The following is a 22,438-nucleotide window of genomic DNA, read 5'->3' as shown; positions in this document are numbered from 1 at the left end:
ATGCATCAGTGGATGAAATTGCTTGGCTTGTGTCTGCTGTCGATCTGCGGCGCGGCTCACTCCGCCGAAGTCTTCGTGACCTACTACCACAACGATCTCCTCGGCTCGCCCGTAGCGGCAACCGATGAGAGTGGCAAGGTTCTCTGGCGAGAACATTTCCGTCCCTATGGTGAACGGCAGGACACGCCGGCTTACCGGGGGTATGGCTCGATAGGGTTTACCGGGCACCTGCAGAGCCAGTCCAACGAATTGGTTTATATGGGCGCGCGGTATTACGATCCGGTAATTGGACGGTTTTTGTCGGTGGATCCATTCGGAGTTGATGCGAGAAAGCCAAAGACTTTAAATCGATATATATATGCAGTCGGAAATCCTTATGCGTATATTGATCCTGATGGGCGACAGATTGTGTCAGTTGATGCAAAAGATAATGGAAGAATTGCGTCTTGGATTAATAATTATGCGTCCGTGAGATTCGGCTTTAATGGGAATAATCAATTGCAGTATATTGGTGGAAAAAACAATAGTGGATCTGGTTATTATTCTGATCGAATTAAGAAGGCTATTAATAATGAAGGTGTGATCTATATAAGGGTTGGCGAAAGATATTTTGATGGAGGAACTTTAAAGGATGAGGATATATCCATGCAAGGCGGTGCAGTCACTAGCGGGTTGAGTGGGGATAGCTCTACAATGTTTGTGACTGTTAGTGCGAGTGAGGATAATTCTGCTGCTGCTTTGGAGGGGGGCGGATGGACGGGCTATGATCCGTCTGAGGCTTTGATGCATGAACTCGTTGGGCATGCAATTCCACATATGGTTGGCGCAGACACGGGTAATGCAATTTCCAATGAAAATAAAGCTCTCAAACAGATAAAAGGTCTTGCTCCTCGTTTAGCCAATCCTAATCACGTGGAGTGAGCTATGAAGAGTATAGTGAGTATAAGGTCTTTTGCTGTTCTTCTGATTTTGATCTTTTCGATGGATGTTGGTGCAAATAATATCACAAGGCAATCTTTCGAAGAGATTGTTCATGGCTCTGATTTGGTAGTAATTGGTCGGGTGGTTGGTATAGAAAAATCAGATTATCCTTATGATCGAGCAATAATAAGAGTTATGAGTACCTTGAAGGGGGATGAGAGAAGGCTTATTAATTTTGCGTTCAATAGTAACATGCTTGGAGAACTTCCGGCTTGTTGTGTAAAAGGAAAGGTTTATTTGTTGTTTCTAGCTAGAAATAAAATTGGAGATTATTATCCAATAAATGGACCGTATGGTGTTTATCCTATAGAGAATGATTAGAGGGTGGGAAGGATTAAAGAGCTCTTCCAGTCAGGCGTCAAGGGGTTTAATTGCTGGTTAGATCGAGCCGGGTGAAGTTCTCATTTGTTAAGCTTTTTGTCTTGGAGGCGGCACGGGAGACGGAGTATTGAATGAAAGCAAGATGAGGCAGCAATTGCAGATCGCTCCGCTTCGATCTCCGTCATTTTCCGGAGCTTGAGAGTGAATAAGTATCTTCTGCGAGTCCTTGCAGGCTTTATGTTGATTATTCCTGCTCGTAGTGTGTCGGAGAATGATGCGGCACTATGCTGTGAGGTGGCGGGAGTTTATCTTGTTTTTGGAGTTAAAGGTTTGGATGGATATTATTACGGGGCAAATGGTCCATATAGTACATACAGGGCCGAGTAATTGCGCTGGGCCAGCCGCTGACCGCTCAAACCTGAAGACTTCCAGTAAATGAATTGTATGGTGGTAGATGGGGTTGGTAATAAAGAGTGGGTTGTCGACTGGATGGGGAGCGTAATTGATGATTTGGGGTTCTTGTGGGTGAATGCCTGAAGTACGCCGATCCCGTTACCCTGAAGTTGAAGAGGCCGGCATTTGCCGGCCTCTTTCATTCAGCGCACCACGTGCAGGAAGTGCAGGTGCCGTTCGTACTGGTCGAGGATGTCGCTGATCACCCCGTCGCGGCTCCAGCCCATGACGTCGTAGTCCTGGCCGCCTTCCTTGAGGTGCACCTCGGCGCGGAAGTACTTGCGGGATTCGCTGGTGTCCTCGGTGTCGCGCATGACGAAGCTGGGGGTGGTGAAGGCGCGCGGACGGACCTCGTAGATGAAGTCGACCTCGGTGCCATGCCCGACCTCCAGTCGCACCCGGCTGTCGTCGCCGGTCGTCACGCCGACGTCGTAGCCCTGCTTGCGCAGTTCGGCCGCGACATCCTCGCAGGCCGGGCGCGCCACTTCTTCGATGAAGCGGTTGACGTGGCTGCGCCGCGGGAACATGGCGATGTTGCGCAGGCGGCGCTGCCAGCCTTCGCCGCTGCTGCGGTGGCGGGCGGGAGAGAAGCTCAGCGCCTGGTAGCGGATGCCGCGCTTGGTGGCGTCCAGGCGCAGGGCCTTGAACAGCCCCCAGATCGAGGCGAGCAGGATGATCGCGAAGGGCAGCGCGCTGGCGATGGTCGCTGTCTGCAGCGCTTTCAGGCCGTCGGTCAGCAACAGCGCGATGGCCACCACGCCCATCAGCACCGACCAGAAGACGCGCTGCCACAGCGGCGAATGGTCGTGGCCGGAGGAGGCGAGCATGTCCACCACCAGTGCGCCGGAGTCGGCCGAGGTGACGAAGAACACCACCACCATCGCCACCGCGACCAGCGAGATCACGCTGCCCAGCGGGAAGTGTTCGAGGAAGGCGAAGAGCGCCACCGAGCTGTCCTGGTTCACCACGTCCGCCAGTCGGGTGAAGCCGTCCTGCAGGATCATGTGGATGGCGCTGTCGCCGAACACGGTCATCCACAGCAGGGTGAAGCCGGCCGGGACGAAGAGCACGCCGCAGACGAACTCGCGGATGGTCCGGCCGCGCGAGATGCGCGCGATGAACAGCCCGACGAAGGGCGACCAGGACAGCCACCAGCCCCAGTAGAGCAGGGTCCAGCCGCCGATCCAGTCGGTAGGCTGGTAGGCGTACAGGTTGAAGGTCTTGTTGACGATATCCGAGAGGTAGGCGCCGGTGTTCTGCACGTAGGTCTGCAGCAGAAACACGGTGGGGCCGAAGACCAGCACGAAGAGCAGCAGGACGACCGCCAGCCCCAGGTTCAGCTCGGAGAGGATGCGGATACCCCGGTCGAGGCCGCTGGCGACCGAGAGGGTGGCCAGGCCGCAGGTCACGGCGATCAGGATCACCTGCACCGTCTGGTTCACCGGCCAGCCGAACAGGAAGTGCAGGCCGCTGTTGATCTGCAGCACGCCGTAGCCCAGCGAGGTCGCCACGCCGAATACGGTACCGATGATCGCGAAGATATCCACCGCATGGCCGATGGGGCCGTAGATACGTTCGCCGATCAGCGGGTAGAGCGCCGAGCGCAGGGTCAGCGGTAAACCGTGGCGGAAGCTGAAGAACGCCAGGATCAGCGCGACGATGGCATAGATCGCCCAGGCGTGCAGGCCCCAGTGGAAGAAGGTCAGCTTCATCGCTTCGCGCGCCGCTTCCACGGTGTGCGGCTCGCCGACGGGGGGCGCGATGAAGTGCATCACCGGTTCGGCGACGCCGAAGAACATCAGGCCGATGCCCATGCCGGCGGAAAACAGCATGGCGAACCAGGTGGTGTTGCGGTAATCGGGGTGGCTGTGGTCAGGGCCGAGCTTGATGTCGCCGTAACGGCTGACGGCGAGGAAGACCACGCTGATCAGCACCAGGGCCACGGTGAGGACATAGAACCAGCTGGCGTTGCTGATGATCCATTTCTGCACCAGGCCAAAGAGTGACTGGGCCTGCTCCGGCAGCAGCGTCGCGAAGGCGACGAGGGCGAGGATGAGTATGGCGGAGGTATAGAAAACCGGAGGGTTCAAGGTGCTCCGGGGGCGGGAAGGTGTCTCCATCTTGAGCTAGCTCTCCTTGTTATCGGATTGCCACCCTGAGGGCGGAAGACGCAGCATTCTAGCATAGATCGATAGCTTTTTTGATTTGAGATTATTGATTCGATAGTTTTTTGGTATTCATTAGTCGATCTCGAATATTTTCGAGGTTGTGTTCAGGCTGCGTGCCAGCAGTGGCTGCCTTTACTCAAGACCACGGCGAGAGGGACGGCAATTCCTGGCCGGAACGGCGCTGCCGGCGATCCGAAGCACGGCTACAACGTGAAGCCCGAGAGCATCGGCGACGGATCGCAAGACCGGTGAGTGGGATGGCCGGCAAGCAGCCCGCGAGCTTCTCCCGCATCGACCCGTGGAAGCGCCCGATCCTGGTTGGCAGCGTTATCCGCTGTACAGCGCTCTGTAGCTTTGCCTGTAGGAGCGAGCTTGCTCGCGAAAGACTACCTGCGCACGCCGGGTGGCTCGGCGGAATACCAGGGCTCGCGAGCAAGCTCGCTCCTACAGGTGTGGGGTGGGTAGGGAAGGTCGGGCGGATAACGTCGAACGTTATCCGCCCTGCGGGTATGGCTGGATCAATCCTTGAGCCGGCCCAGGCCGTATTCCAGGCTGGCGGCGGAGAGTTCGCCCATCTGGCTGTGCTTCAGGCGCCCCTGGGCGTCGTAGAACAGTGTGGTGGGCATGCCGTAGGAACCGGTGGCCTGGCCCAGGCGGTTGCCGCTGTCGAGCAGTATCGCCGCGTCGCTCAGGCCCTGGTCGCGCAGGAAGCCTCGTACGGCTTCGGCGGATTCCCCCTGGTTGACCAGCAGGAAGCGCACGTCGCTGCGGTGTTGCTGCGCGGCTTCCAGCACCGGCATCTCGCGCCGACACGGTGGGCACCAACTGGCCCAGAGATTGACCACCATTGGCCGACCGTCCAGCGCGCGCAGATCGACCGGTTGGCCGCCCAGGTCCAGCACCGTCAGCTCCGGGATCTGCTGACTGCGTTCCAGCGCCGAAATCACGGCATTGCCGCCACCCCAGACGCAGGCGCCCACCACCGCGGCGACCGCCAGCGGCCGGCGCAGCGCGATCTTGCGCCAGGCCAGCAGCCCGCCGATCAGCACCGCCGCCAGGATGCCCGGCAGGGCGAGAAAGCCGCCATCGCGGATATCCACGATGCTCAGCGGCGTGGCCCCGTACTGTCCGGCATAGCGGGCGACGAAGGCCAGCCGCGCCACCAGCAGGCCGCCGAGGAACATGGCGAACAGCGCGCCTTCGGGGTTGGCGCCACGTTTGCGCCCGGCCAGCCAGCCGGCAAAGAGCGCGGCGAAGAAGCCGAGGTAGAGCAGGACGTGGGGCAGGGGAATGGCCAGGGAGCCGAGGGTGAGACTGGTCAACGCGAATCGCCTTGGGTCGGGAGCGCACGACGGCGCTTGGCAAAGGACCGTCAAGGTACCGCAGCCCGGCGCCGCGCGGCAGCGCCAGGCTGTGGATAAATGTTTCGTCTCAGGCCGGCAGCAGCGCCTCGTCCTGTGCGCGCAGCTCGGTGGTCAGCCGCGTGGCGCAGGCGCCGACCTTGCGTACGGCGTCCTCGATACGCGCCAGGTCGCGACTGGAGTAGTTCATGCGCAGGCAGTTGCGGTACTTGCCCGAGGCGGAAAAGATGCTGCCCGCCGCCACCTGCACGTTGTCGCGGCGCAGTTCCTGGTTGAGCCGCACGCTGTCGAACTGCGCGTCCAGCTCCACCCAGAGCATGAAGCCGCCGCGTGGGCGGCTGGCCAGGGTGCCTTCGGGGAAATAGCGGCCGACCCATTCGCTCATCAGGTCGCGCTGGCGCTGGTACTGCGCGCGCATGCGGCGGATGTGCGGCTCGTAGTGACCGCCGCCGACGAACTCGGCCAGGGCCATCTGTGGCTGTGGCGCGCACGTGCCGCTGGCGATGTACTTGAAGTGCAGGATGCGGTCCAGGTAGCGCCCCGGCACCACCCAGCCGGTACGCAGTCCGGGCGCCACGGTCTTGGAGAAGGAACTGGCCAGCAGCACGCGGTCGTCGGTGTCGAAGGACTTGATGCTGCGTGGCCGCGGGTAGGCGTAGGCCAGCTCGCCGTAGACGTCGTCCTCAAGGATCGGCACGTCGTAGCGCGCCGCCAGGCACAGCAGGGCGCGCTTGCGGGCGTCGGGCATGATGTAGCCCAGCGGGTTGTTGCAGTTGGGGGTGAGCAGGATCAGCCTCACCGGCCACTGTTCCATCGCCAGCTCCAGCGCTTCCAGGCTGACGCCGTTGACCGGGTCGGTGGGGATTTCCAGCGCCTTGAGCCCGTACGCCTTGAGCGCCTGCATGGCGCCGTGGAAGCTCGGCGAGTCGATGGCCACGATGTCCCCTGGCTGGCAGATGGCGCGCAGGGTGATGGCCAGGGCTTCCTGGCAGCCGGTGGTGATGACGATTTCGCTGGGCGGTACCTGGCAGCCGGAGTCGAGCATCAGTCGGGCGATCTGCTCGCGCAGCGCCAGCGAACCCTGGATGCCTTCGTAGCCGAGGCTGTGCATATCGGTGCGCCGGGCCGCCTGGACCATTGCGCGCTGCAGCGGTTTGAGCGACGGGCTGGCGATATCCGGCGTGCCGCGTCCGAGCTGGACGAAATCGCCGCCCGGCGCGCGCCGTACCTGTTCCAGTACCTGATCCCACTGCGAGACATCCACCGGCCGTTGTGCCGGCCGGGTCATCGCGGGCAGCGGCGGCAGGTGCCGGCGCTCGGGCACGAAGTAGCCGGACTTCGGTCGTGGCTCCACCAGTCCGGAGTCCTCCAGCACGCGATAAGCCTGCTGTACCGTACTGATGCTGACGCCGTGCTCTTCGCTCAGCGCGCGCACCGAGGGCAGACGGTCACCGGGGCGGTACAGCCCCTGCTCGATGCGTTCGCCGAGGGTGGCGGCGAGCTGCGCATAGCGCGTCATGACAGATCTCCAAAGTCGTCGGTGGCTGTTCGAGTGCAGTACAGATTGCGCAAAAATACGCCATTCAGAGGTTTTTCGCGCCTGTCTGTATGGGAAAAATTCAGATGTGTTGAATCTGTAATGCTTTTGGTCGATTCGTCACGCTATCCCCACGTCTGGTGAACCCTAGAGTGGAGGAGCAACGACATGACCGGCATGAGCGATGTACGCCTGACCCTGTACCAACAGGAACTGCTGGAAATCCCGGGTACCCGCGTAGCCGCGCGTGGATCGCAGGAGAGTCGCTGGCAGCAGTTCTGGCGCCGCGTGCGCACCCGCAAGCAACTGCTGGAGCTCTCCGACGAGCAACTGCGGGACATCGGCGTCAGCCGCGAACAGGCGCGGCTGGAGGCGATGCGGCCGTTTTGGCGTTGCTAGTGGCCTGTGTGGCTAATTCGACTAATCAATTTCGGCGCCAGGCTTCGCCATACTGCGTTGCCGCTCCTCACCGTAGCCCTGCTACGACTCGTCGCGGCGCCTTGTCTGGCAAACCCTGGCACTCGAACTTCAATTGCCGAATTAACCGTACAGGCCACTAGTGCCCAGCGCGGTACTGCAGCGCCTCGGCCAGGTGCGCCCGGCCGATGGCCTGCGTCTGCTGCAGGTCGGCCAGGGTGCGCGCCACCTTGAGAATCCGGTGCAGGGCGCGCAGCGACAGGTTCAGGCGTTCGCCGGCCTTCTCCAGCCAGAGCTGGTCTTCGGCGCTCAATGCACAGAATTGGTGCATCTTCTTCAGATCGAGAAAGGCGTTCGCGCAGCCCTGGCGATTCAACTGGAGCTGGCGCGCGGCGGCAACCTGCACGGCCAGCTCGGCGCTGCTGGTGCTGGGGCCGCCAGGCGCGAGGCTGGTGCTTTCGCGGCTGACCGTCAGGTGCAGGTCGATACGATCCAGTAGCGGCCCGGAGAGCTTGGCGCGGTAGCGCTGGACCTGCTCGGGCGAGCAACGGCAGCGTCCGCTGGGGTCGCCGAGGTAGCCGCACGGGCACGGATTCATCGCCGCCACCAGCTGGAAACGCGCCGGGAAACGCACGCGACCGCTGGCGCGGGCGATGACGATCTCGCCACCCTCCAGGGGCTCCCTCAGGACCTCCAGGACCTTGCGGTCGAACTCGGGCAGTTCATCCAGGAACAGCACGCCTTCATGGGCCAGCGTGATTTCTCCGGGTTGAGGACGGCTGCCGCCGCCCACCAGGGCGGGCGCGGATGCCGTATGGTGCGGCTGGCGAAACGGACGTTGCGGCCAGTGGGTCAGCGGTCCGCGTCCGGCCACGGAATGGATCGCTGCGACTTGCAGCGCTTCGTCTTCCTCCAGCGGTGGCATCAGGCCGGGCAGGCGGCTGGCGAGCAGTGTCTTGCCGGTGCCGGGCGGGCCGCTGAACAGGAGGTTGTGCGCACCGGCGGCGGCCACCAGCAGGGCGCGCTTGGCGGCGGTCTGGCCCTGCACTTCGGCGAGGTCGGGATAGGGTGGCGTGCTGCGCAGCAGGCCGTTCGCCTCATAAGGCCGCAGGCGCTCCTGGCCGCTGAAGTGCGCGGCCAGCTCCAGCAGGTGGCCGACGGCATAGACCGTCAGCCCGCTGGCAAGGCTGGCTTCCTCGGCATTCTCCCTGGGCACCACCAGTGCCCGTCCGGCGGCGCGGGCGGCCAGCGCGGCAGGGAGTACGCCCGGCACCGGGCGCAGGGTGCCGGAGAGCGCCAGTTCGCCCAGGCATTCCAGGTCCTCCAGGCCACTGGCATCGGCCAACTGCCCGCTGGCGGCGAGGATGCCCAGGGCGATGGCCAGGTCGAAGCGGCCGCCGTCTTTCGGCAGGTCGGCCGGGGCGAGATTGAGGGTGATGCGGCGGGCGGGGAAGTCGAAGCCAGAGTTGAGCAGGGCGCTGCGCACGCGGTCCTTGCTCTCCTTCACGGCGCCTTCGGGCAGGCCGACCAGGGTCAGCGACGGCAGGCCGTTGGCCAGGTGCGCCTCGACGGTGACGCCGGGTGCTTCGACGCCGACCTGGGCGCGGCTGTGGACGATGGCGAGGGACATGGATCACTCCTTGATCACATGCCGCCCCGCCGGCGGGGCTTCCCTGCCTGCCCTTTATTCGGCTGGGGCGGCCGGGGCGGCGTCGGCGGGCGGCGAGAGCTTGGCTTCCATTTCCGCGACCTTGGCTTCCAGGGCCTCGAGGCGGGCGCGGGTACGGGCGAGCACCACCATCTGGCTGTCGAACTCGTCACGGCTGACCAGGTCGAGCTTGCTGAAGGCGCTCTGCATCAGAACCTTGAACTGGGCTTCCAGCTCGGCCTTCGGCAGGGGCGATTCGCCGCCGAACAGGCGTCCGGCTTGTTGGCTGATGGCGTCGAGGAAGGCTTTGGGCGGCAGCATGGTTCATGGGTTCCGGATTGAATCAGAGCGCAGTCTATCACGCAGCCGGTACCGGCTGCGGCGCGGAGGATTGCACGCTTTTTGAGCAGTATGCCCGCTGCATATGCGCGCTTTCGGTGCGCGGGATGGCAGCTGGCGATTGGCCAGGGACCGCGAATTTTCACCAAGTGACTGAAACCACGGGCATTTCATAGAGCTGGCAAGGTTCATGCTTTGGGGCAGATATGGCGTGCACCGACGCAGTTCCGGTGCGGCAGGCGAGGCGGTGGATTGCTTCGATCAAGGCAGTCGGAGTGCTGAGGTAGGGCGGCCGGCGCATTACAAAAGCCAGACACTGCGCTTAGACTTGTCCTCGGGTTCGTTCTTCCTGGGGCGGGTCCACCAAAACACGGGAGAGAGTTACATGAAGCTAGTCACAGCCATCATCAAGCCGTTCAAGCTGGACGACGTTCGTGAGTCGCTGTCCGAGATCGGCGTGCAGGGCATTACTGTGACCGAAGTCAAGGGCTTCGGCCGGCAGAAGGGCCACACCGAGTTGTACCGTGGCGCGGAATACGTCGTCGACTTCCTGCCAAAGGTGAAGATCGACGTCGCCATCGCCGATGACCAGTTGGATCGCGTTATCGAAGCCATCACCAAGGCTGCCAACACCGGGAAGATCGGTGACGGCAAGATCTTTGTCGTAAATCTGGAACAGGCCATCCGTATCCGTACCGGCGAAACCGGCACCGACGCGATCTAAGCCAAGCCCACACCGAACCCCACGCCCCAGGAGAAACAACAATGACTCTGCGCAGATACGCAGGGCTAGGCGCCCTATTGCCTCTCGCAATGCCCGGACTGGCCCTGGCCGACGAGGCCGCGGCCCCCGTCCTGAACAGCGGCGACACCGCCTGGATGCTGATTTCCAGTGCCCTGGTGCTGCTGATGACCATCCCTGGCCTTGCGCTGTTCTACGGCGGCATGGTGCGCGCCAAGAACGTCCTGTCGATCATGATGCAGTGCTTTGCGATCACCGCGCTGATCAGCATCCTCTGGGTCGTCTACGGCTACAGCCTGGCCTTCGACACCGTGGGCATGGAAAAGGGCGTGATCAACTTCGCCTCCTTCGTCGGCGGCCTGGACAAGGCGTTCCTCGCCGGCCTGACCAACACCGGCCTGACCTCCGCCGCCGCGCTGTTCCCCGAAAGCGTGTTCGTGATGTTCCAGATGACCTTCGCGATCATCACTCCGGCCCTGATCGTCGGCGCGTTCGCCGAGCGCATGAAGTTCTCGGCCATGCTGATCTTCACCGCGCTGTGGTTCACCCTGGTCTACGCACCGATCGCCCACATGGTCTGGAGCGGTGATGGCGGCCTGATGTGGGACTGGGGCGTGCTGGACTTCGCCGGCGGCACCGTGGTGCACATCAATGCCGGTGTCGCGGGCCTGGTCGCCTGCCTGGTGCTGGGCAAGCGCAAGGGCTACCCGAATGCCGCGATGGCGCCGCACAACCTGGGCTACACCCTGATCGGCGCCGCCCTGCTGTGGATCGGCTGGTTCGGCTTCAACGCCGGCTCCGCCGCCGCCGCCAACGGCACCGCCGGCATGGCCATGCTGGTCACCCAGATCGCCACCGCCGCCGCCGCCCTGGGCTGGATGTTCGCCGAGTGGATCACCCACGGTAAGCCGAGCGCCCTGGGCATCGCTTCCGGCGTGGTCGCCGGTCTGGTCGCCATCACCCCGGCCGCCGGCACCTGCGGTCCGATGGGTGCCATCGTGATCGGCCTGGCCGCTGGCGTGATCTGCTTCTTCGCCGCCACCAGCCTCAAGCGCGCCATCGGCTACGACGATTCCCTGGATGCCTTCGGCGTGCACGCGGTCGGCGGCATCGTCGGCGCGCTGCTCACCGGCGTGTTCGCCGCGCCCGCCCTGGGCGGCTTCGGCACCGTCACCGACATCGGCGCGCAGCTGTTCACCCAGTTCAAGGGTGTGGCCTTCACCATCGTCTACACCGGTATCGTCAGCTTCGTGATCCTCAAGGTCCTGGACCTGATCATGGGGCTGCGCGTCACCGAGGAAGAGGAAACGATGGGTCTGGACCTCTCCCTGCACAACGAGCGCGGCTACAACCTGTAAGGGTTCGTGCATGTTCGACGAAGGGCGCCCTCGGGCGCCCTTTGCTTTTTTGAACATCACGCTAGAATGCGCGCGCATCACCGCTTCAGACGGAGGTCAGCCCGCCATGTGGCAGCAGAAGTCCATCACCCTGCACCCGCGTCCGCGAGGTTTCCACCTGGTCACCGACGAGATCCTGGCCGCGCTGCCGGAGCTTGCCAGGTGCCGGGTCGGCCTGCTGCACCTGCTGTTGCAGCACACCTCGGCGTCGTTGACGGTGAACGAGAACGCCGATCCCTCGGTGCGCCGTGATTTCGAGCGATTCTTCAATCACCTGGTACCGCAGGGCGAGGGCGGCTATGAACATGATTACGAAGGCCCGGACGATCTGCCCGCGCACTTCAAGGCCAGCCTGCTGGGCTGCCAGCTGACCCTGCCGATACAGGATGGCCACTTGGCAATGGGCACCTGGCAGGGTATCTATCTCGGCGAGCACCGTGACCACGGAGGCCCGCGCAGGATACTGGCGACCTGGCAGGGCGAGCTTGTATGAATTTTTTCCGGCTGCGTTCGTCAAAGCGCGCAGCTGGGCTATAACTAACGTGCTTTGCAGCACCACAGAGGTTGAACAATGAGCGACGAAGAACTGGAACAGGACGAGCTGGACGGCGCTGACGAGGACGATGGCGAGGAGCTCGTCGCAGCGGACGACAGCGACGCCGAAGCAGACAGCGGCGATGGGGATGAAGCCCCTTCTCCCAAGGGCGGTGGCAAGAAAGCCAAGGCCGCTGCGGAAGAAGAGGAACTGCCCTCGGTCGAAGCCAAGCAGAAGGAGCGCGATGCCCTGGCCAAGGCGATGGAGGATTTCCTCAATCGTGGCGGCAAGGTGCAGGAGATCGAACCCAACGTGGTCGCCGATCCGCCGAAGAAGCCGGATAGCAAATACGGCAGCCGCCCCATCTGATATCCGACGCGACATGAAAAAGCCCCGCCGTTCCCGAGAGGGAGCGGCGGGGCTTTTTCATGGCCGTCTGTTGAGTGTATTGCCGTCTCCTGGCCTGAGCACCTAGCTCAACCAGTTGGGTAGCTGCCCTTGTAGGAGCGAGCTTGCTCGCGAACCGCCCAACATCAATGTGACCGGGAAATCCTGTTCGCGAGCAAGCTCGCTCCTACGAAGAGCCAAAGCCTCAGAGCTTCGCCAGAACTCCCGGCAGCTCGGAAAGGTTGTGGATGACCGCGCTGGGCTCCTCCTCGCCGTCCCAGACCTTGCGAGCCGGGTTGAACCAGATCGCCTTCATGCCCGCGCGTCGCGCGCCGGCGATGTCGTCGCTGGGGTGGTCGCCGATGTGCACCGCGTGATCCGCCGCCACGCCCCCGCGCTTGAGCGCTTCCTGGAACGGATGCGGATCCGGCTTGCCGACGCCCAGTTCCTCCGCGCACAGGGCGAACTGGAAGTAGTCGGCCAGGCCCAGACGACGCACGTCGGCATTGCCGTTGGTGAGTACGCCGAGGATGAACTGGTTGGCCAGCCGCTCCAGCGTCGGATGCACCTCGGGGAACAGCGCCACCTGATGCCGCGCGTGGAGGAAGGTCTGGAAGCCGGCTTCGGCCAGGTCGCCGGCCTCGGCCTGTGGATAACCGGCATCGAGCAGCGCGTGGAACAGGATGCGCCGGCGTAGCTCGCTCAGGCGGTGCCTGAGCATCGGGTCTTCGCCCAGCAGGCGCGAGCGGATCGCCCACAGGTGTTCGATGGGGACCGGGCCGAGCTGTGCGGCATTCACCGCCAGCCATTCGCGCAGGGTGGCTTCCGCGCTGTTCATCACCGGGGCGACGTTCCACAGCGTGTCATCGAGGTCGAAGGTGACCAGACGGATACTCATTCTTCAGCTCCCGGCTCGCCGTCGGGTTTGCGGCGCGCCCGCGGGTGCGCCTGGTCGTAGACCGTGGCGAGGTGTTGGAAATCCAGGTGGGTGTAGATCTGCGTGGTGGCGATGTCGGCATGGCCGAGCAGCTCCTGTACGGCGCGCAGGTCCTGCGATGACTCCAGCATGTGGCTGGCGAAGGAGTGCCGCAGCATGTGCGGGTGCAGGTGCTGGCCGAGCTCGCGTACGCCGGCCTGGCGCACTCGCAGTTGAATGGCGCGCGGCGTCAGGCGCTTGCCGCTGCGGCCGATGAACACCGCGTTGTCCTGCGGCGAGACCAGCGCGCGCAGGGGTAGCCAGGCTTCGATGGCCTGCCGCGCGGCGCGGCCCACGGGCAGTTCGCGCACCTTGTTGCCCTTGCCGTGCACGCGCACCAGGCCGTCCTTGAGGTCGAGCCATTCCAGGTCCAGGCCGACCAGTTCGGACAGGCGCAGGCCGGAGGAATAGAACAGCTCCAGCACGGCCTGGTCGCGGCGGGCGATGAAGTCGTCCTCGACGCCACCGTCGAGCAGCTGCGCGGTACGGTCGGTGTCGAGGGTGCGCGGCAGCTTGCGCGCGCCCTTGGGGGCGGACAGGCCGTCCGCCGGATTGTGCCGGCAGCGCCCTTCGCGGATCAGGTACTGGAACAACCCACGGGTCGCCGAGAGCAGGCGTGACAGGCTGCGGCTGGCGAGGCCCTGCTGGTGCAGGCGGGCGACGAACAGGCGCAGATCGCGCACCTGCAGCGCCGGCCAGACGGTGATCGAGGCTTTCTCGCAGAGTGCGGCCAGGCGCAGCAGGTCGCGGCGATAGCCGTCGAGGGTATGGACGGACACCTGGCGTTCGCTGCGCAGGTGTTCCAGGTAGGCATCGATGCCAGCTTCAAGCGTCAAAAGCTACAAGCTCCAAGTGAAAAGCGCCGTTCCCACCCACCGTACTGCGACCGCTTACGACTTGCAGCTTATAGCTTGCGGCTTCGCGCTAGCGCACCGAACGCAGCGGCGTGGCGAAACGCGGCAGGACCCGCGCGAGGACTTCGGCGACGTAGCCCAGGAACAGGGTGCCCAGCGAGCTCTTGTAGTGCTGCGGATCGGGGCTGCCGATCGCCAGCACGCCGTGCAGGCCCTGGAAGGTCAGCGGCACCACGGCGGCGGAGCCGACCTGCTCGCGTTCGTTTTCGCAGAACAGGAAGGCCAGCTCGTGGGGGCGCAGCACGCCGCTCACGGTCTTGCCGCCCGACAGCAGGCCGCCGATGGCCTGGTGCGCCTCGGCGCTGCTCACCGAACGGCCCACCGGCAGGTTGTTGTCGCTGAACAGGATCAGGCTGACGTAGGGCACCTGGAATTCGTGGCGCAGGCTGTCTTCCACGGTGCTGACCACGTCTTCCAGGCTGGTGGCGTCGAGCAGGTCGAGCACCAGTCGGCGGGTCTTGTCGAACAGCCGGTCGTTGTCGCGGGCCACGTCCATCAACTGCGACAGTCGATGGCGCATCTCGATGTTGCGCTCGCGCAGCAGGCGCACTTGGCGTTCCACCAGCGACACGGCATCGCCCGGTTGGTGCGGGATGCGCATCTCCGGGATCAGCTCGTCATGGTCGACGAAGAACTCAGGGTGCCGACGGAGATAGTCGGCGACCTGGTCGGCTTCGAGGGTAACGGTGGGTTCCTGCGGAGTATCGGTCATAAGCGTCCCGGTTTATTGCCTGCGCCTGTTCATGCGGCGTTGGAAACAGGCCTTATAGACGTACCTGGCCTTCGAACACCCGCACCGCGGGCCCGGTCATCATAACGGGCTGACCCGGTCCTGCCCACTCGATGGACAACCGTCCGCCGGGAAGCTCGATCTGCACCGGCGATTGCAGCCAGCCCTGGCGGATGCCGGCGACCGCGGCGGCGCAGGCGCCAGTGCCGCAGGCCAGCGTTTCGCCGACGCCGCGTTCCCAGACGCGCAGGCGCGCCTGGTTCGGGCTCACCACCTGCAGGAAACCGATGTTGGCCTTCTGCGGGAAGCTTTCGTGGACTTCCAGTTTCGGACCCAGGGTGCGCACCGGGGCGCTGTCCACGTCATCCACGCGCAGCACGCCGTGCGGGTTGCCCATGGAGATCGCCGCCAGCTGATAACTCTGGCCGTCCACTTCGACGCCGTAGCTCAGCGCCTCGGCGTCGGCCTGGAACGGCACCTGCTCGGGCGCCAGGCGCGGCGCGCCCATGTTCACTGTGACCTGGCCGTCGTTGGCGATGGTCAGCTCGATCATCCCGCCCTTGGTTTCCACGCGGATGCTCTTCTTCGCGGTCAGGCGCTTGTCGATCACGAAGCGGGCGAAGCAGCGCGCGCCGTTGCCACACTGTTCGACCTCGGTACCGTCGCAGTTGAAGATGCGGTAGCGGAAATCCGCTTCCGGCGTGCTCGGCGGCTCGACGATCAGCAGTTGATCGAAACCGACCCCGAAATTGCGGTCGCCCCACTGTTTCACGTGGCGCGGTTGCACATGGGCGTGCTGGCTGACCAGGTCCAGGACCATGAAGTCATTGCCCAGCCCATGCATCTTGGTAAAGCGCAGAAGCATCGTCGTCTCGGCCTCAGTCCGGCAGCAGGCTTTCGCCGGCGAACAGCTCTTGTATCGTCTCGCGGCGACGCACTTCGTGCGCGGCCGAGCCATCCACCAGCACCTCGGCGGCGCGGCCCCGGGTGTTGTAGTTGGAACTCATCACGAAACCATAGGCGCCGGCCGAACGTACGGCCAGCAGGTCGCCTTCTTCCAGGACGAGACTGCGATCCTTGGCGAGGAAGTCGCCGGTTTCGCAGATCGGCCCGACCAGGTCGTAGGCGCGCGCTTCGCCATCGCGGGCGACGACCGGCGTGACATCCATCCAGGCCTGGTACAGCGCCGGGCGGATCAGGTCGTTCATCGCCGCATCGACGATGGCGAAGTCTTTGTCTGGGGTGTGTTTCAGGTACTCGACGCGGGTCAGCAGCACGCCGGCGTTGGCGGCGATGTTGCGGCCCGGTTCGAACACCAGCGCCAGCGGGCGGTTGCCCAGGCGCTCGCGCAGGGCGCGGATGTACTCGGCAGGCGCAGGCGGTGTCTCGTCGCGGTAGCGCACGCCGAGGCCGCCGCCCAGGTCCAGGTGGCGGATGGCGATGCCGCGCGCGGCGAGGCGATCCACCAGTGTCAGCAGGCGGTCGAGGGCGTCGAGGAAGGGTTCCAGGCTGGTCAGCTGCGAGCCGATGTGGCAATCGATGCCGGTCACGTCCAGGTTCGGCAGTTGCGCGGCGCGGGCGTAGACCGCCTCGGCGGCGTCGATGGCGATGCCGAACTTGTTTTCCTTCAGGCCCGTGGCGATGTACGGGTGGGTCTGCGCGTCGACGTCCGGGTTCACCCGCAGGGACACCGGTGCCTTCACGCCCAGCTCGGCGGCGACCTGCTGCAGGCGCTCGAGCTCGACGTCGGATTCGACGTTGAAGCAGTGCACGCCGACTTGCAGGGCGCGGCGCATGTCCTCGCGGGTCTTGCCGACGCCGGAGAACACCACGTTCGCCGGATCGCCGCCGGCGGCCAGCACGCGCTCCAGTTCGCCACGGGAGACGATGTCGAAACCCGCGCCCAGGCGCGCCAGCACGTTCAGCACGGCGAGGTTGGAATTGGCTTTTACCGCGAAGCAAACCCGATGCTCGACGCCCGCCAGGGCATCAGCGTAGGCGCGGTACTGCTGCGTCAGGTGCGCGCGGGAGTAGACGTAGGTCGGCGTGCCGAAGCGCTCGGCGATTGCCGACAGCGGCACGTCCTCCGCGAACAGTTGCCCGTCGCGGACGGTGAAGGCGTCCATCGGAGCTGCCCTCAGAGACCGTAGCGGTCCTTGCTGTGTTCGCTCTTGGCCTTCTCGTCGTCCGGCAGGTACAGCGGACCTTTCTGGCCGCAGCCGGCCAGCGCGGCGGTCAGCACGGCCAGCGCTACGAAGGGAAGCAGCAGTCGCTTCATGGCGGAATCCTTGTAATAAAGCGTCAATTGGACCGGAGTATACCGACCCCCCGCCGCCTTGCCTATTCAAGCGGACTCCCGCCTGGCGGGGCTTGCGGGTCGCGCGGGGCGGGCAACTGGCCCTATGATTGCGGACAAAAAACGGAAAGCCCGATGGACTATCGCGATCCCCTGCCCAGTTCGGTGTCGGTGGCCTACCTGCAGGGCCTCGTGGAGCATCTGCAACGTCTGGATGTCGAGCCGGCGCGGCTGCTGGCGACAGTGCACCTGGAACCCTCGATCCTCGCCCAGCGCGACCAGCGCATCGCCGCCAGCGCGTACCTGGAACTGATCGGCGCCGGCGTGCGGCTGAGCGGCGACGACAACCTCGGCCTGCACCTGGGCGAGGCGGTGCGTCCCGGCTACTACGGCGTGCTCGGCTACCTGATCATGAGCTGCGCGACCCTCGCCGAGGCGCTGCACCGCCAGGCCCGTTACGCCGCGCTGGTGGGCAACCTGGGCCGCGTCGAGCTGGCCGACGAGCCACCCCGCGCGGGCTTCGAGGCGCTGGTGAAGCACAGCTGGGAGCCGCTGCTGCCACAACAGCAGCGGCAGATGAGCGAGGAGACGCTGGCCGGCTGGGTCAGCTTCGGCCACTGGGTCAGCGGTGTGGACGAACCCCCCGTCGAGGTGCGTTTCCGCCACGGCGCGCCGGCCGATACCCGCGAGCACCAGCGCATTTTCCGCTGCCCGGTGCTGTTCGATCAGCCGGACAATGCCCTGGTTTTTCCCAGGCGCCTGCTTTCGCTGCCCCTGGGCCAGGCCGACGCCCAGGTGCAGCGCACCCTGGACGCCTACGCCGAACGCCTGCTGGCACAGATCAACAAGGGCGACAGCGTGCTCGATCGCGCACGCCTGGAGCTGGCGCGCCAGTTGCCGGAGCAGGGCGCGGACCTCGAGCGCCTGTCGCAGACCCTCGCCCTGAGCCCGCGCACCCTGCAGCGCCGCCTGCGCGATACCGGGCTGTCGTTCAGCGACCTGGTGGACGAAACCCGCCAGCAACTGGTGCTCCACTACTTGCGCGACCCGGCGCTGGACAATGCCGACCTCGCCTACCTGCTGGGTTTCAGCGAGGCCGGCTCGCTCGCCCGCGCATTCCGGCGCTGGACGGGGCAGAGTCTGGGCCAATACCGGCGTAAACTGGTGCCTTTGACCGATCCCGAGGACGATGCATGAGCACTTTGAGCGAAGCCCGCTTCCATGACCTGGTGGACGCCGTACAGGTAACGGTGGAGGACGCTTTCGACGACAGCGACCTGGACGTGGACCTGGAGAATTCCAGCGGCGTGCTGACCGTACGCTTCGAGAACGGCACCCAGCTGATCCTCAGCCGCCAGCCTGCCCTGCGCCAGCTGTGGGTGGCGGCGCGCTCCGGCGGCTTCCACTTCGACTATGACGAATCCGGCTCGCTGTGGATCAGCGACAGCACCCGCGAGCCGCTGGGCGCGCTGCTCAACCGCGCCACGCTGGAGCAGGCGGGTGAGGATGTCGACTTCCCCGGCATCTGAACCGAGGGCGAGCGTCGCCTCGCCGTGCTGCCGGCGCTGCTGCCTGGACGAGGCGGACGTCTGCGTCGGCTGCGGCCGGACCCTGGGCGAGATCCTGGAGTGGAACGAGGCGGACGGCGAGCGCCGCCGGGCGATCCTGGCGGACTGCGAAAAGCGCCGAAACAACCACTTGCCGAAGTGCTGACGGGACGGTGTTGCTTATTTTCTGCACTGTGTTAGTGTCCGGAAAAACCCCGCCTTAGGGCGGGGTTTTTTCATTTTTCCGAATACCCGATCGCTTTCACCACAAGATTGAACCAGGGCCCCGAACGCGCGAGCGTCCGGGGCTCTCCTGTAAGGAGACTGCCAACCATCATGACCACGACACCCATCACCGTTACCCGACTCGACCTGCAACGTCTGGAGCGCCTGCTCGACAGTCTGGATGAGTACGGCCCCGCTGCCGAAGCGCTGGAAGCCGAGCTGTCCCGTGCCACGGTCGTCGGCCACGACGAGGTACCGCCGGGCGTGGTCACGATGAACTCCACCGTGCGCTGCCGCGAGGAAGGCAGCGGCAAGGAATACCACCTGACGCTGGTCTACCCGGCCGATCTCGGCGGCGAAGGCAAGGTGTCGATCCTGGCGCCGGTCGGCACCGCGCTGCTGGGCCTGACCACCGGCCAGAGCATCGATTGGCCGGCGCCCGGCGGCAAGACCCTGAAGCTGACCCTGCTGGAAGTGGAATACCAGCCGGAAGCGGCCGGCGATTTCGATCGCTGATCCGCCGCCTGCTCGATGCCTCTCCACCGGGTGCCTGGCGCGGCCGTTCAGGCCTCGGCCAGTGCCCGGTTCAGTGCCTGCTCCAGGCTCTGCTTGTAACGCAGGAAGTGCACTGTCTGTAGTTCGCCGCCATCCTGCATCGCCGTCAGGTCGAGGTCGGTGATGTAGCAGGGGTAGCGTTCCTGGCCGCTGCGCTGGCCAAGGATGTGTTTCGCCACCGCCTGGAACAGCCCGTCGCCGTACTCCAGTTCGGAGAACTCGCGGTGGTTGCAGTACAGCGTGGTGCGTGCGCGCTGCCAGTCACCGGGCTCGATGATCGCCTGCACGTTGTAGTACGGCAGCGCCTCCAGCGCCTGCGGGGCGCTGCGCCGTTCGATCCGCTGCGTGCGCGGGTGCCCGTTGGGCAGCACCTCGTAGAAGAGTATTTCCGCACCCACCGTGCCCTGGCCTTCCTGCAGCGGCAGCATCGCGTTGCGCCGATATTGCACCGACTGCAGGAAGCGCTGCAGCGGCAGCAGCAGGCTCTCCTCGCTGTCGTAGGGCTGGCGGCGGCGCCAGAGCGCGTTGCGCTCGTCGAGAACGCTGATCTCGGCATGACCTTCGTCCAGGCGATAGAACACCTGGACGCAGTCGACACGGCCCAGCGGCAGGATCAGCGCCAGGTCTTCGCCTTCCAGGGCGTGCCGGTCCAGTTGCAGGAAGCCGCCGTCCTGCGGGGTGTCGCCCAAATGTTCGATCAGCGCCGGCAGCCCTTCCACCACCCGGTGGCTGACCTCGCCGGGGATCAGTTGCAGCAGGTGGAAGTGTTGCCGCACCTGCAGCAGGTAGCGCCCGCCGCGTCCGCCGGCGAGTTGCCCGTGGGCATCGCGGATCAGGTCTTCCACGCGCTGGGCGATGGCTACCGCGCGGTTGCGGCAGAAGCAGCGCACCAGCAAGCGTGGCGGCGGCGCGTCGGCGGGCAGGCCGTTGAGGAAGTCGCGCAGGCAGTCGAGCAGTGCGTGGGGGCCGGCGAAGCGGTTGACCACCAGCTCGTTCCAGCTGTTCAGGGTGAGCTGGTCGAGGGTCAGTACCAGATTGTCGCGCACGCCGGAGTAGCCGAGGGCGTCGGTGCGCTCGGTGGTCATGTGCACGTTCATCTGGCTGTGTTGGCGCAGCGGGTCGAGGCCGACGTTCACCAGGATCAGCGTCTGCGCCGGTACGCTGCTGCGCAGCAGGGCGCTTTCCGGCACCTCGGCGAGCGGCAGCGGGAAGGCCTGTTGCAGGCAGCCCAGCAGGTTCTGCAGCTCGAACTCGCTCAGGTCGCTGGCGCCCGGTTGCAGGGACAGGCGCGTGGTGGCGTCGATCACGCCGTTGCGGTGACTCCAGGCCAGCAGCTCCATCAGGTCGCGGGCGCGGCGCAGCGGGGCGAAGTCGGCCATTTCCTGCAGCGACAGGCTGCCGTTGAACAGCGCCCAGGATGGCGGCTTGCCGGCCTCGCTGGCGGGCAGTTGGGCGAGGGTGAGGGTGTCTTCGGCGAGGTCCGGCGCGATGCCCGGGTTGATGAACTCGACCTTGCCGGCCTTGCGCTCGAAGGCCGCGTACAGGCGGCGGCCGAGCACGCTCAGGTCGCGCGGGTTGATGCCGCTGGCGGCCTGTTGCAGGCGGGCGAACTGCGAGAGGAAGCGGAAGCTGTGGGTCAGTTCGTTGACCAGTGCGCGGCGCTCCAGCAGCACCTGGCGGACTTTCCACTGGCTGCGGCTGTCGAGCAGGCCGTAGGTGCGGCTGTCCCAGTTCCATTCGGCGGACAGGCGCTCCATCAACGAGCGCTGCCAGCTCTTGCGGCCCAGGCGCGGCGGTCGGCTGAGCTTCTTGCCAACCTTCAGGTACAGACAGCGGCGGATCAGCTCCAGGCGCTCCCGTTCGCCGCGCGCCGCCAGGTACTCCTCCAGGCGGCGGTAGAGCATCACGTAGGGGTCGAGCTCGTCCTCGTCGAGCCGGCCGGAAAAGATCGCCTGCTTGTAGCGCAGGCTCAGGCAGGCGCCGTCCGGGTGCTCGCTGGCGTAGACCTCGGTAAGCAGGAGTTTGAGCACCGACTTGTAGGGCGACTCGATGCCCTTGAACAGTTGCCACATGCCGGCGCCGATGAACTCGCCCGGTGGGATGCGCGCCAGGTGGCCGAGGTCGAGGACTTCGTCGGCGCGGATGAAGCGTTTGCTCAGCAGGGTTTCGCAGTATTGGGCATAACGACCTTCCTCGTAGACCGGCACCAGCCACCACAGCGGTGTGCGACCGCCGAGCCAGAGGGCGGTGCGGTAGAACTCGTCGAGCAGCAGGTAGTGCTGGCTGGTGCCGCAATCGTCGGAGGTCAGGCGGGCGTCGCGCGCGCCCTGGGCGAAGCGCTGCGGCTCGATGAAGAAGCAGTGCACTTCGGCGCCCTGGGTGGCGGCCCATTGTTCCAGCAGGTCGCACTTGCGGCGCAGTTCGCCCAGTGCCTGCGGGGAGAGGTCGGCGGCGTGGCAGATCCACAGGTCCAGGTCGCTCTGCTCGGCCTGGGCGACGGTGCCCAGGCTGCCCATCAGGAACAGGCCGTGGATCGGCAAGGCCGGGTTGCCGCGACGCGGCTTGTAGCTGAAGGAGCGGGTCAGGCGCTGGGCCTCGGCCAGGAGCTCGTCGTCCGGGACGAAACCGGACAGGCCCGCCGGCGTTGCGGCCGACACATAGCCAGGGAGCAGCGGATGATTGACGTCCAGCAGCAGCGGCAACAGGCGTAGCACCAGTTGCTGGCGGCTGGACAGCGCCTCGCTGGCGCGTCGCAGGCGGCCGGCGTTGACCTTGAGGAAGCGCTGGCGCAGCTGTGCCAGTACCTTGCGGTCGATGCCGTCGTCGATGTCCGGGCGAATCTCGGGGGTGAGCGTCATGGCGTACTGCTGCCTGGCCAGCGGCGCCGCATCGGGAGGTGCGGCGCCCGG

23 protein-coding genes are annotated in these 22,438 nt (G+C 65.0%); 11 read left to right on the top strand and 12 right to left on the bottom strand.

Annotated features, from left to right (window positions below):
• Complete coding sequence (locus ACYCAX_RS18655; protein WP_460248573.1) at positions 1–921, top strand: RHS repeat domain-containing protein; 921 nt, start codon at positions 1–3, stop codon at positions 919–921.
• Between the two features lie 3 nt (positions 922–924).
• Positions 925–1,302, top strand: coding sequence for a hypothetical protein (locus ACYCAX_RS18650; protein WP_460248572.1), 378 nt, complete (start codon positions 925–927; stop codon positions 1,300–1,302).
• Positions 1,303–1,898: 596 nt separating this feature from the next.
• Here ACYCAX_RS18650 and betT read toward each other — a convergent pair.
• The 3 genes from betT to ACYCAX_RS18635 form a co-directional block, all read right to left on the bottom strand.
• Positions 1,899–3,875, bottom strand: a complete 1,977-nt coding sequence (betT, locus tag ACYCAX_RS18645) for a choline BCCT transporter BetT (protein WP_460248571.1) — start codon at positions 3,873–3,875, stop codon at positions 1,899–1,901.
• Positions 3,876–4,441: 566 nt separating this feature from the next.
• Positions 4,442–5,245, bottom strand: coding sequence for a redoxin family protein (locus tag ACYCAX_RS18640; protein ID WP_460248570.1), 804 nt, complete (start codon positions 5,243–5,245; stop codon positions 4,442–4,444).
• A 109-nt stretch (positions 5,246–5,354) separates the two neighbouring features.
• On the bottom strand, positions 5,355–6,803 hold the full coding sequence (locus ACYCAX_RS18635; RefSeq protein WP_015479520.1) for an aminotransferase-like domain-containing protein: 1,449 nt from the start codon (positions 6,801–6,803) through the stop codon (positions 5,355–5,357).
• A 186-nt stretch (positions 6,804–6,989) separates the two neighbouring features.
• Between ACYCAX_RS18635 and ACYCAX_RS18630 the strand changes: the two genes are divergently transcribed.
• Positions 6,990–7,220, top strand: a complete 231-nt coding sequence (locus tag ACYCAX_RS18630) for a DUF1127 domain-containing protein (protein ID WP_015479519.1) — start codon at positions 6,990–6,992, stop codon at positions 7,218–7,220.
• Between the two features lie 157 nt (positions 7,221–7,377).
• On the opposite strand, the gene ACYCAX_RS18625 is transcribed toward ACYCAX_RS18630, so the two are convergent.
• Entirely contained in the window at positions 7,378–8,868 is a 1,491-nt protein-coding gene (locus ACYCAX_RS18625) for a YifB family Mg chelatase-like AAA ATPase (RefSeq protein WP_294973647.1), read from the bottom strand.
• A gap of 54 nt (positions 8,869–8,922) precedes the next feature.
• On the bottom strand, positions 8,923–9,207 hold the full coding sequence (locus ACYCAX_RS18620) for an accessory factor UbiK family protein (protein ID WP_015479517.1): 285 nt from the start codon (positions 9,205–9,207) through the stop codon (positions 8,923–8,925).
• A 403-nt stretch (positions 9,208–9,610) separates the two neighbouring features.
• On the opposite strand from ACYCAX_RS18620, the gene glnK reads away from it, so the two are divergent.
• From glnK to sutA, 4 genes are all read left to right on the top strand, one after another.
• Positions 9,611–9,949 (top strand): P-II family nitrogen regulator, encoded by a 339-nt coding sequence (gene glnK, locus ACYCAX_RS18615; RefSeq protein WP_003457590.1) that lies wholly within the window; start codon positions 9,611–9,613, stop codon positions 9,947–9,949.
• Between the two features lie 41 nt (positions 9,950–9,990).
• Positions 9,991–11,325: an ammonium transporter gene (locus ACYCAX_RS18610; protein ID WP_015479516.1), complete on the top strand. Its 1,335-nt coding sequence runs from the start codon at positions 9,991–9,993 to the stop codon at positions 11,323–11,325.
• Between the two features lie 106 nt (positions 11,326–11,431).
• On the top strand, positions 11,432–11,857 hold the full coding sequence (locus ACYCAX_RS18605) for a secondary thiamine-phosphate synthase enzyme YjbQ (protein WP_294973657.1): 426 nt from the start codon (positions 11,432–11,434) through the stop codon (positions 11,855–11,857).
• 78 nt (positions 11,858–11,935) lie between these two features.
• On the top strand, positions 11,936–12,268 hold the full coding sequence (gene sutA, locus ACYCAX_RS18600; RefSeq protein ID WP_015479514.1) for a transcriptional regulator SutA: 333 nt from the start codon (positions 11,936–11,938) through the stop codon (positions 12,266–12,268).
• A gap of 223 nt (positions 12,269–12,491) precedes the next feature.
• Here the strand turns inward: sutA and ACYCAX_RS18595 are convergent, their stop codons facing one another.
• From ACYCAX_RS18595 to lptM, 6 genes are all read right to left on the bottom strand, one after another.
• A complete protein-coding gene (locus tag ACYCAX_RS18595; RefSeq protein ID WP_294973660.1) occupies positions 12,492–13,184 on the bottom strand; it encodes an HAD family hydrolase in 693 nt (230 codons plus the stop codon).
• The gene (gene xerC / locus ACYCAX_RS18590) at positions 13,181–14,098 is read right to left on the bottom strand and encodes a tyrosine recombinase XerC (RefSeq protein WP_460248569.1); all 918 of its coding nucleotides are present in this window, start codon (positions 14,096–14,098) and stop codon (positions 13,181–13,183) included. Before xerC ends, ACYCAX_RS18595 begins: the two co-directional genes overlap by 4 nt.
• Before the next feature lie 88 nt (positions 14,099–14,186).
• The gene (locus tag ACYCAX_RS18585; protein WP_015479511.1) at positions 14,187–14,888 is read right to left on the bottom strand and encodes a DUF484 family protein; all 702 of its coding nucleotides are present in this window, start codon (positions 14,886–14,888) and stop codon (positions 14,187–14,189) included.
• 52 nt (positions 14,889–14,940) lie between these two features.
• On the bottom strand, positions 14,941–15,771 hold the full coding sequence (gene dapF / locus ACYCAX_RS18580) for a diaminopimelate epimerase (protein ID WP_460248568.1): 831 nt from the start codon (positions 15,769–15,771) through the stop codon (positions 14,941–14,943).
• A gap of 13 nt (positions 15,772–15,784) precedes the next feature.
• Positions 15,785–17,032, bottom strand: a complete 1,248-nt coding sequence (gene lysA / locus ACYCAX_RS18575; protein WP_460248567.1) for a diaminopimelate decarboxylase — start codon at positions 17,030–17,032, stop codon at positions 15,785–15,787.
• A gap of 11 nt (positions 17,033–17,043) precedes the next feature.
• Positions 17,044–17,184: an LPS translocon maturation chaperone LptM gene (lptM, locus tag ACYCAX_RS18570; RefSeq protein ID WP_015479508.1), complete on the bottom strand. Its 141-nt coding sequence runs from the start codon at positions 17,182–17,184 to the stop codon at positions 17,044–17,046.
• 153 nt (positions 17,185–17,337) lie between these two features.
• Between lptM and ACYCAX_RS18565 the strand changes: the two genes are divergently transcribed.
• From ACYCAX_RS18565 to rnk, 4 genes are all read left to right on the top strand, one after another.
• Complete coding sequence (locus ACYCAX_RS18565) at positions 17,338–18,399, top strand: AraC family transcriptional regulator (RefSeq protein ID WP_460248566.1); 1,062 nt, start codon at positions 17,338–17,340, stop codon at positions 18,397–18,399.
• The gene (gene cyaY / locus ACYCAX_RS18560; protein ID WP_015479506.1) at positions 18,396–18,731 is read left to right on the top strand and encodes an iron donor protein CyaY; all 336 of its coding nucleotides are present in this window, start codon (positions 18,396–18,398) and stop codon (positions 18,729–18,731) included. The genes ACYCAX_RS18565 and cyaY overlap by 4 nt, the downstream gene beginning before the upstream one ends.
• Positions 18,709–18,915, top strand: coding sequence for a DUF1289 domain-containing protein (locus ACYCAX_RS18555; protein WP_294973670.1), 207 nt, complete (start codon positions 18,709–18,711; stop codon positions 18,913–18,915). Before cyaY ends, ACYCAX_RS18555 begins: the two co-directional genes overlap by 23 nt.
• A gap of 170 nt (positions 18,916–19,085) precedes the next feature.
• Positions 19,086–19,490: a nucleoside diphosphate kinase regulator gene (rnk, locus tag ACYCAX_RS18550; RefSeq protein WP_294973672.1), complete on the top strand. Its 405-nt coding sequence runs from the start codon at positions 19,086–19,088 to the stop codon at positions 19,488–19,490.
• A 47-nt stretch (positions 19,491–19,537) separates the two neighbouring features.
• Here rnk and ACYCAX_RS18545 read toward each other — a convergent pair whose 3' ends face one another.
• A complete protein-coding gene (locus tag ACYCAX_RS18545; protein ID WP_460248565.1) occupies positions 19,538–22,387 on the bottom strand; it encodes a class I adenylate cyclase in 2,850 nt (949 codons plus the stop codon).
• Positions 22,388–22,438: the final 51 nt, after the last annotated feature.

The organism is Pseudomonas sp. MT3 (genome assembly GCF_054720805.1).
Note: the sequence above shows the minus strand (reverse complement) of the source record. Positions and strands in the feature narration are given on the sequence as shown.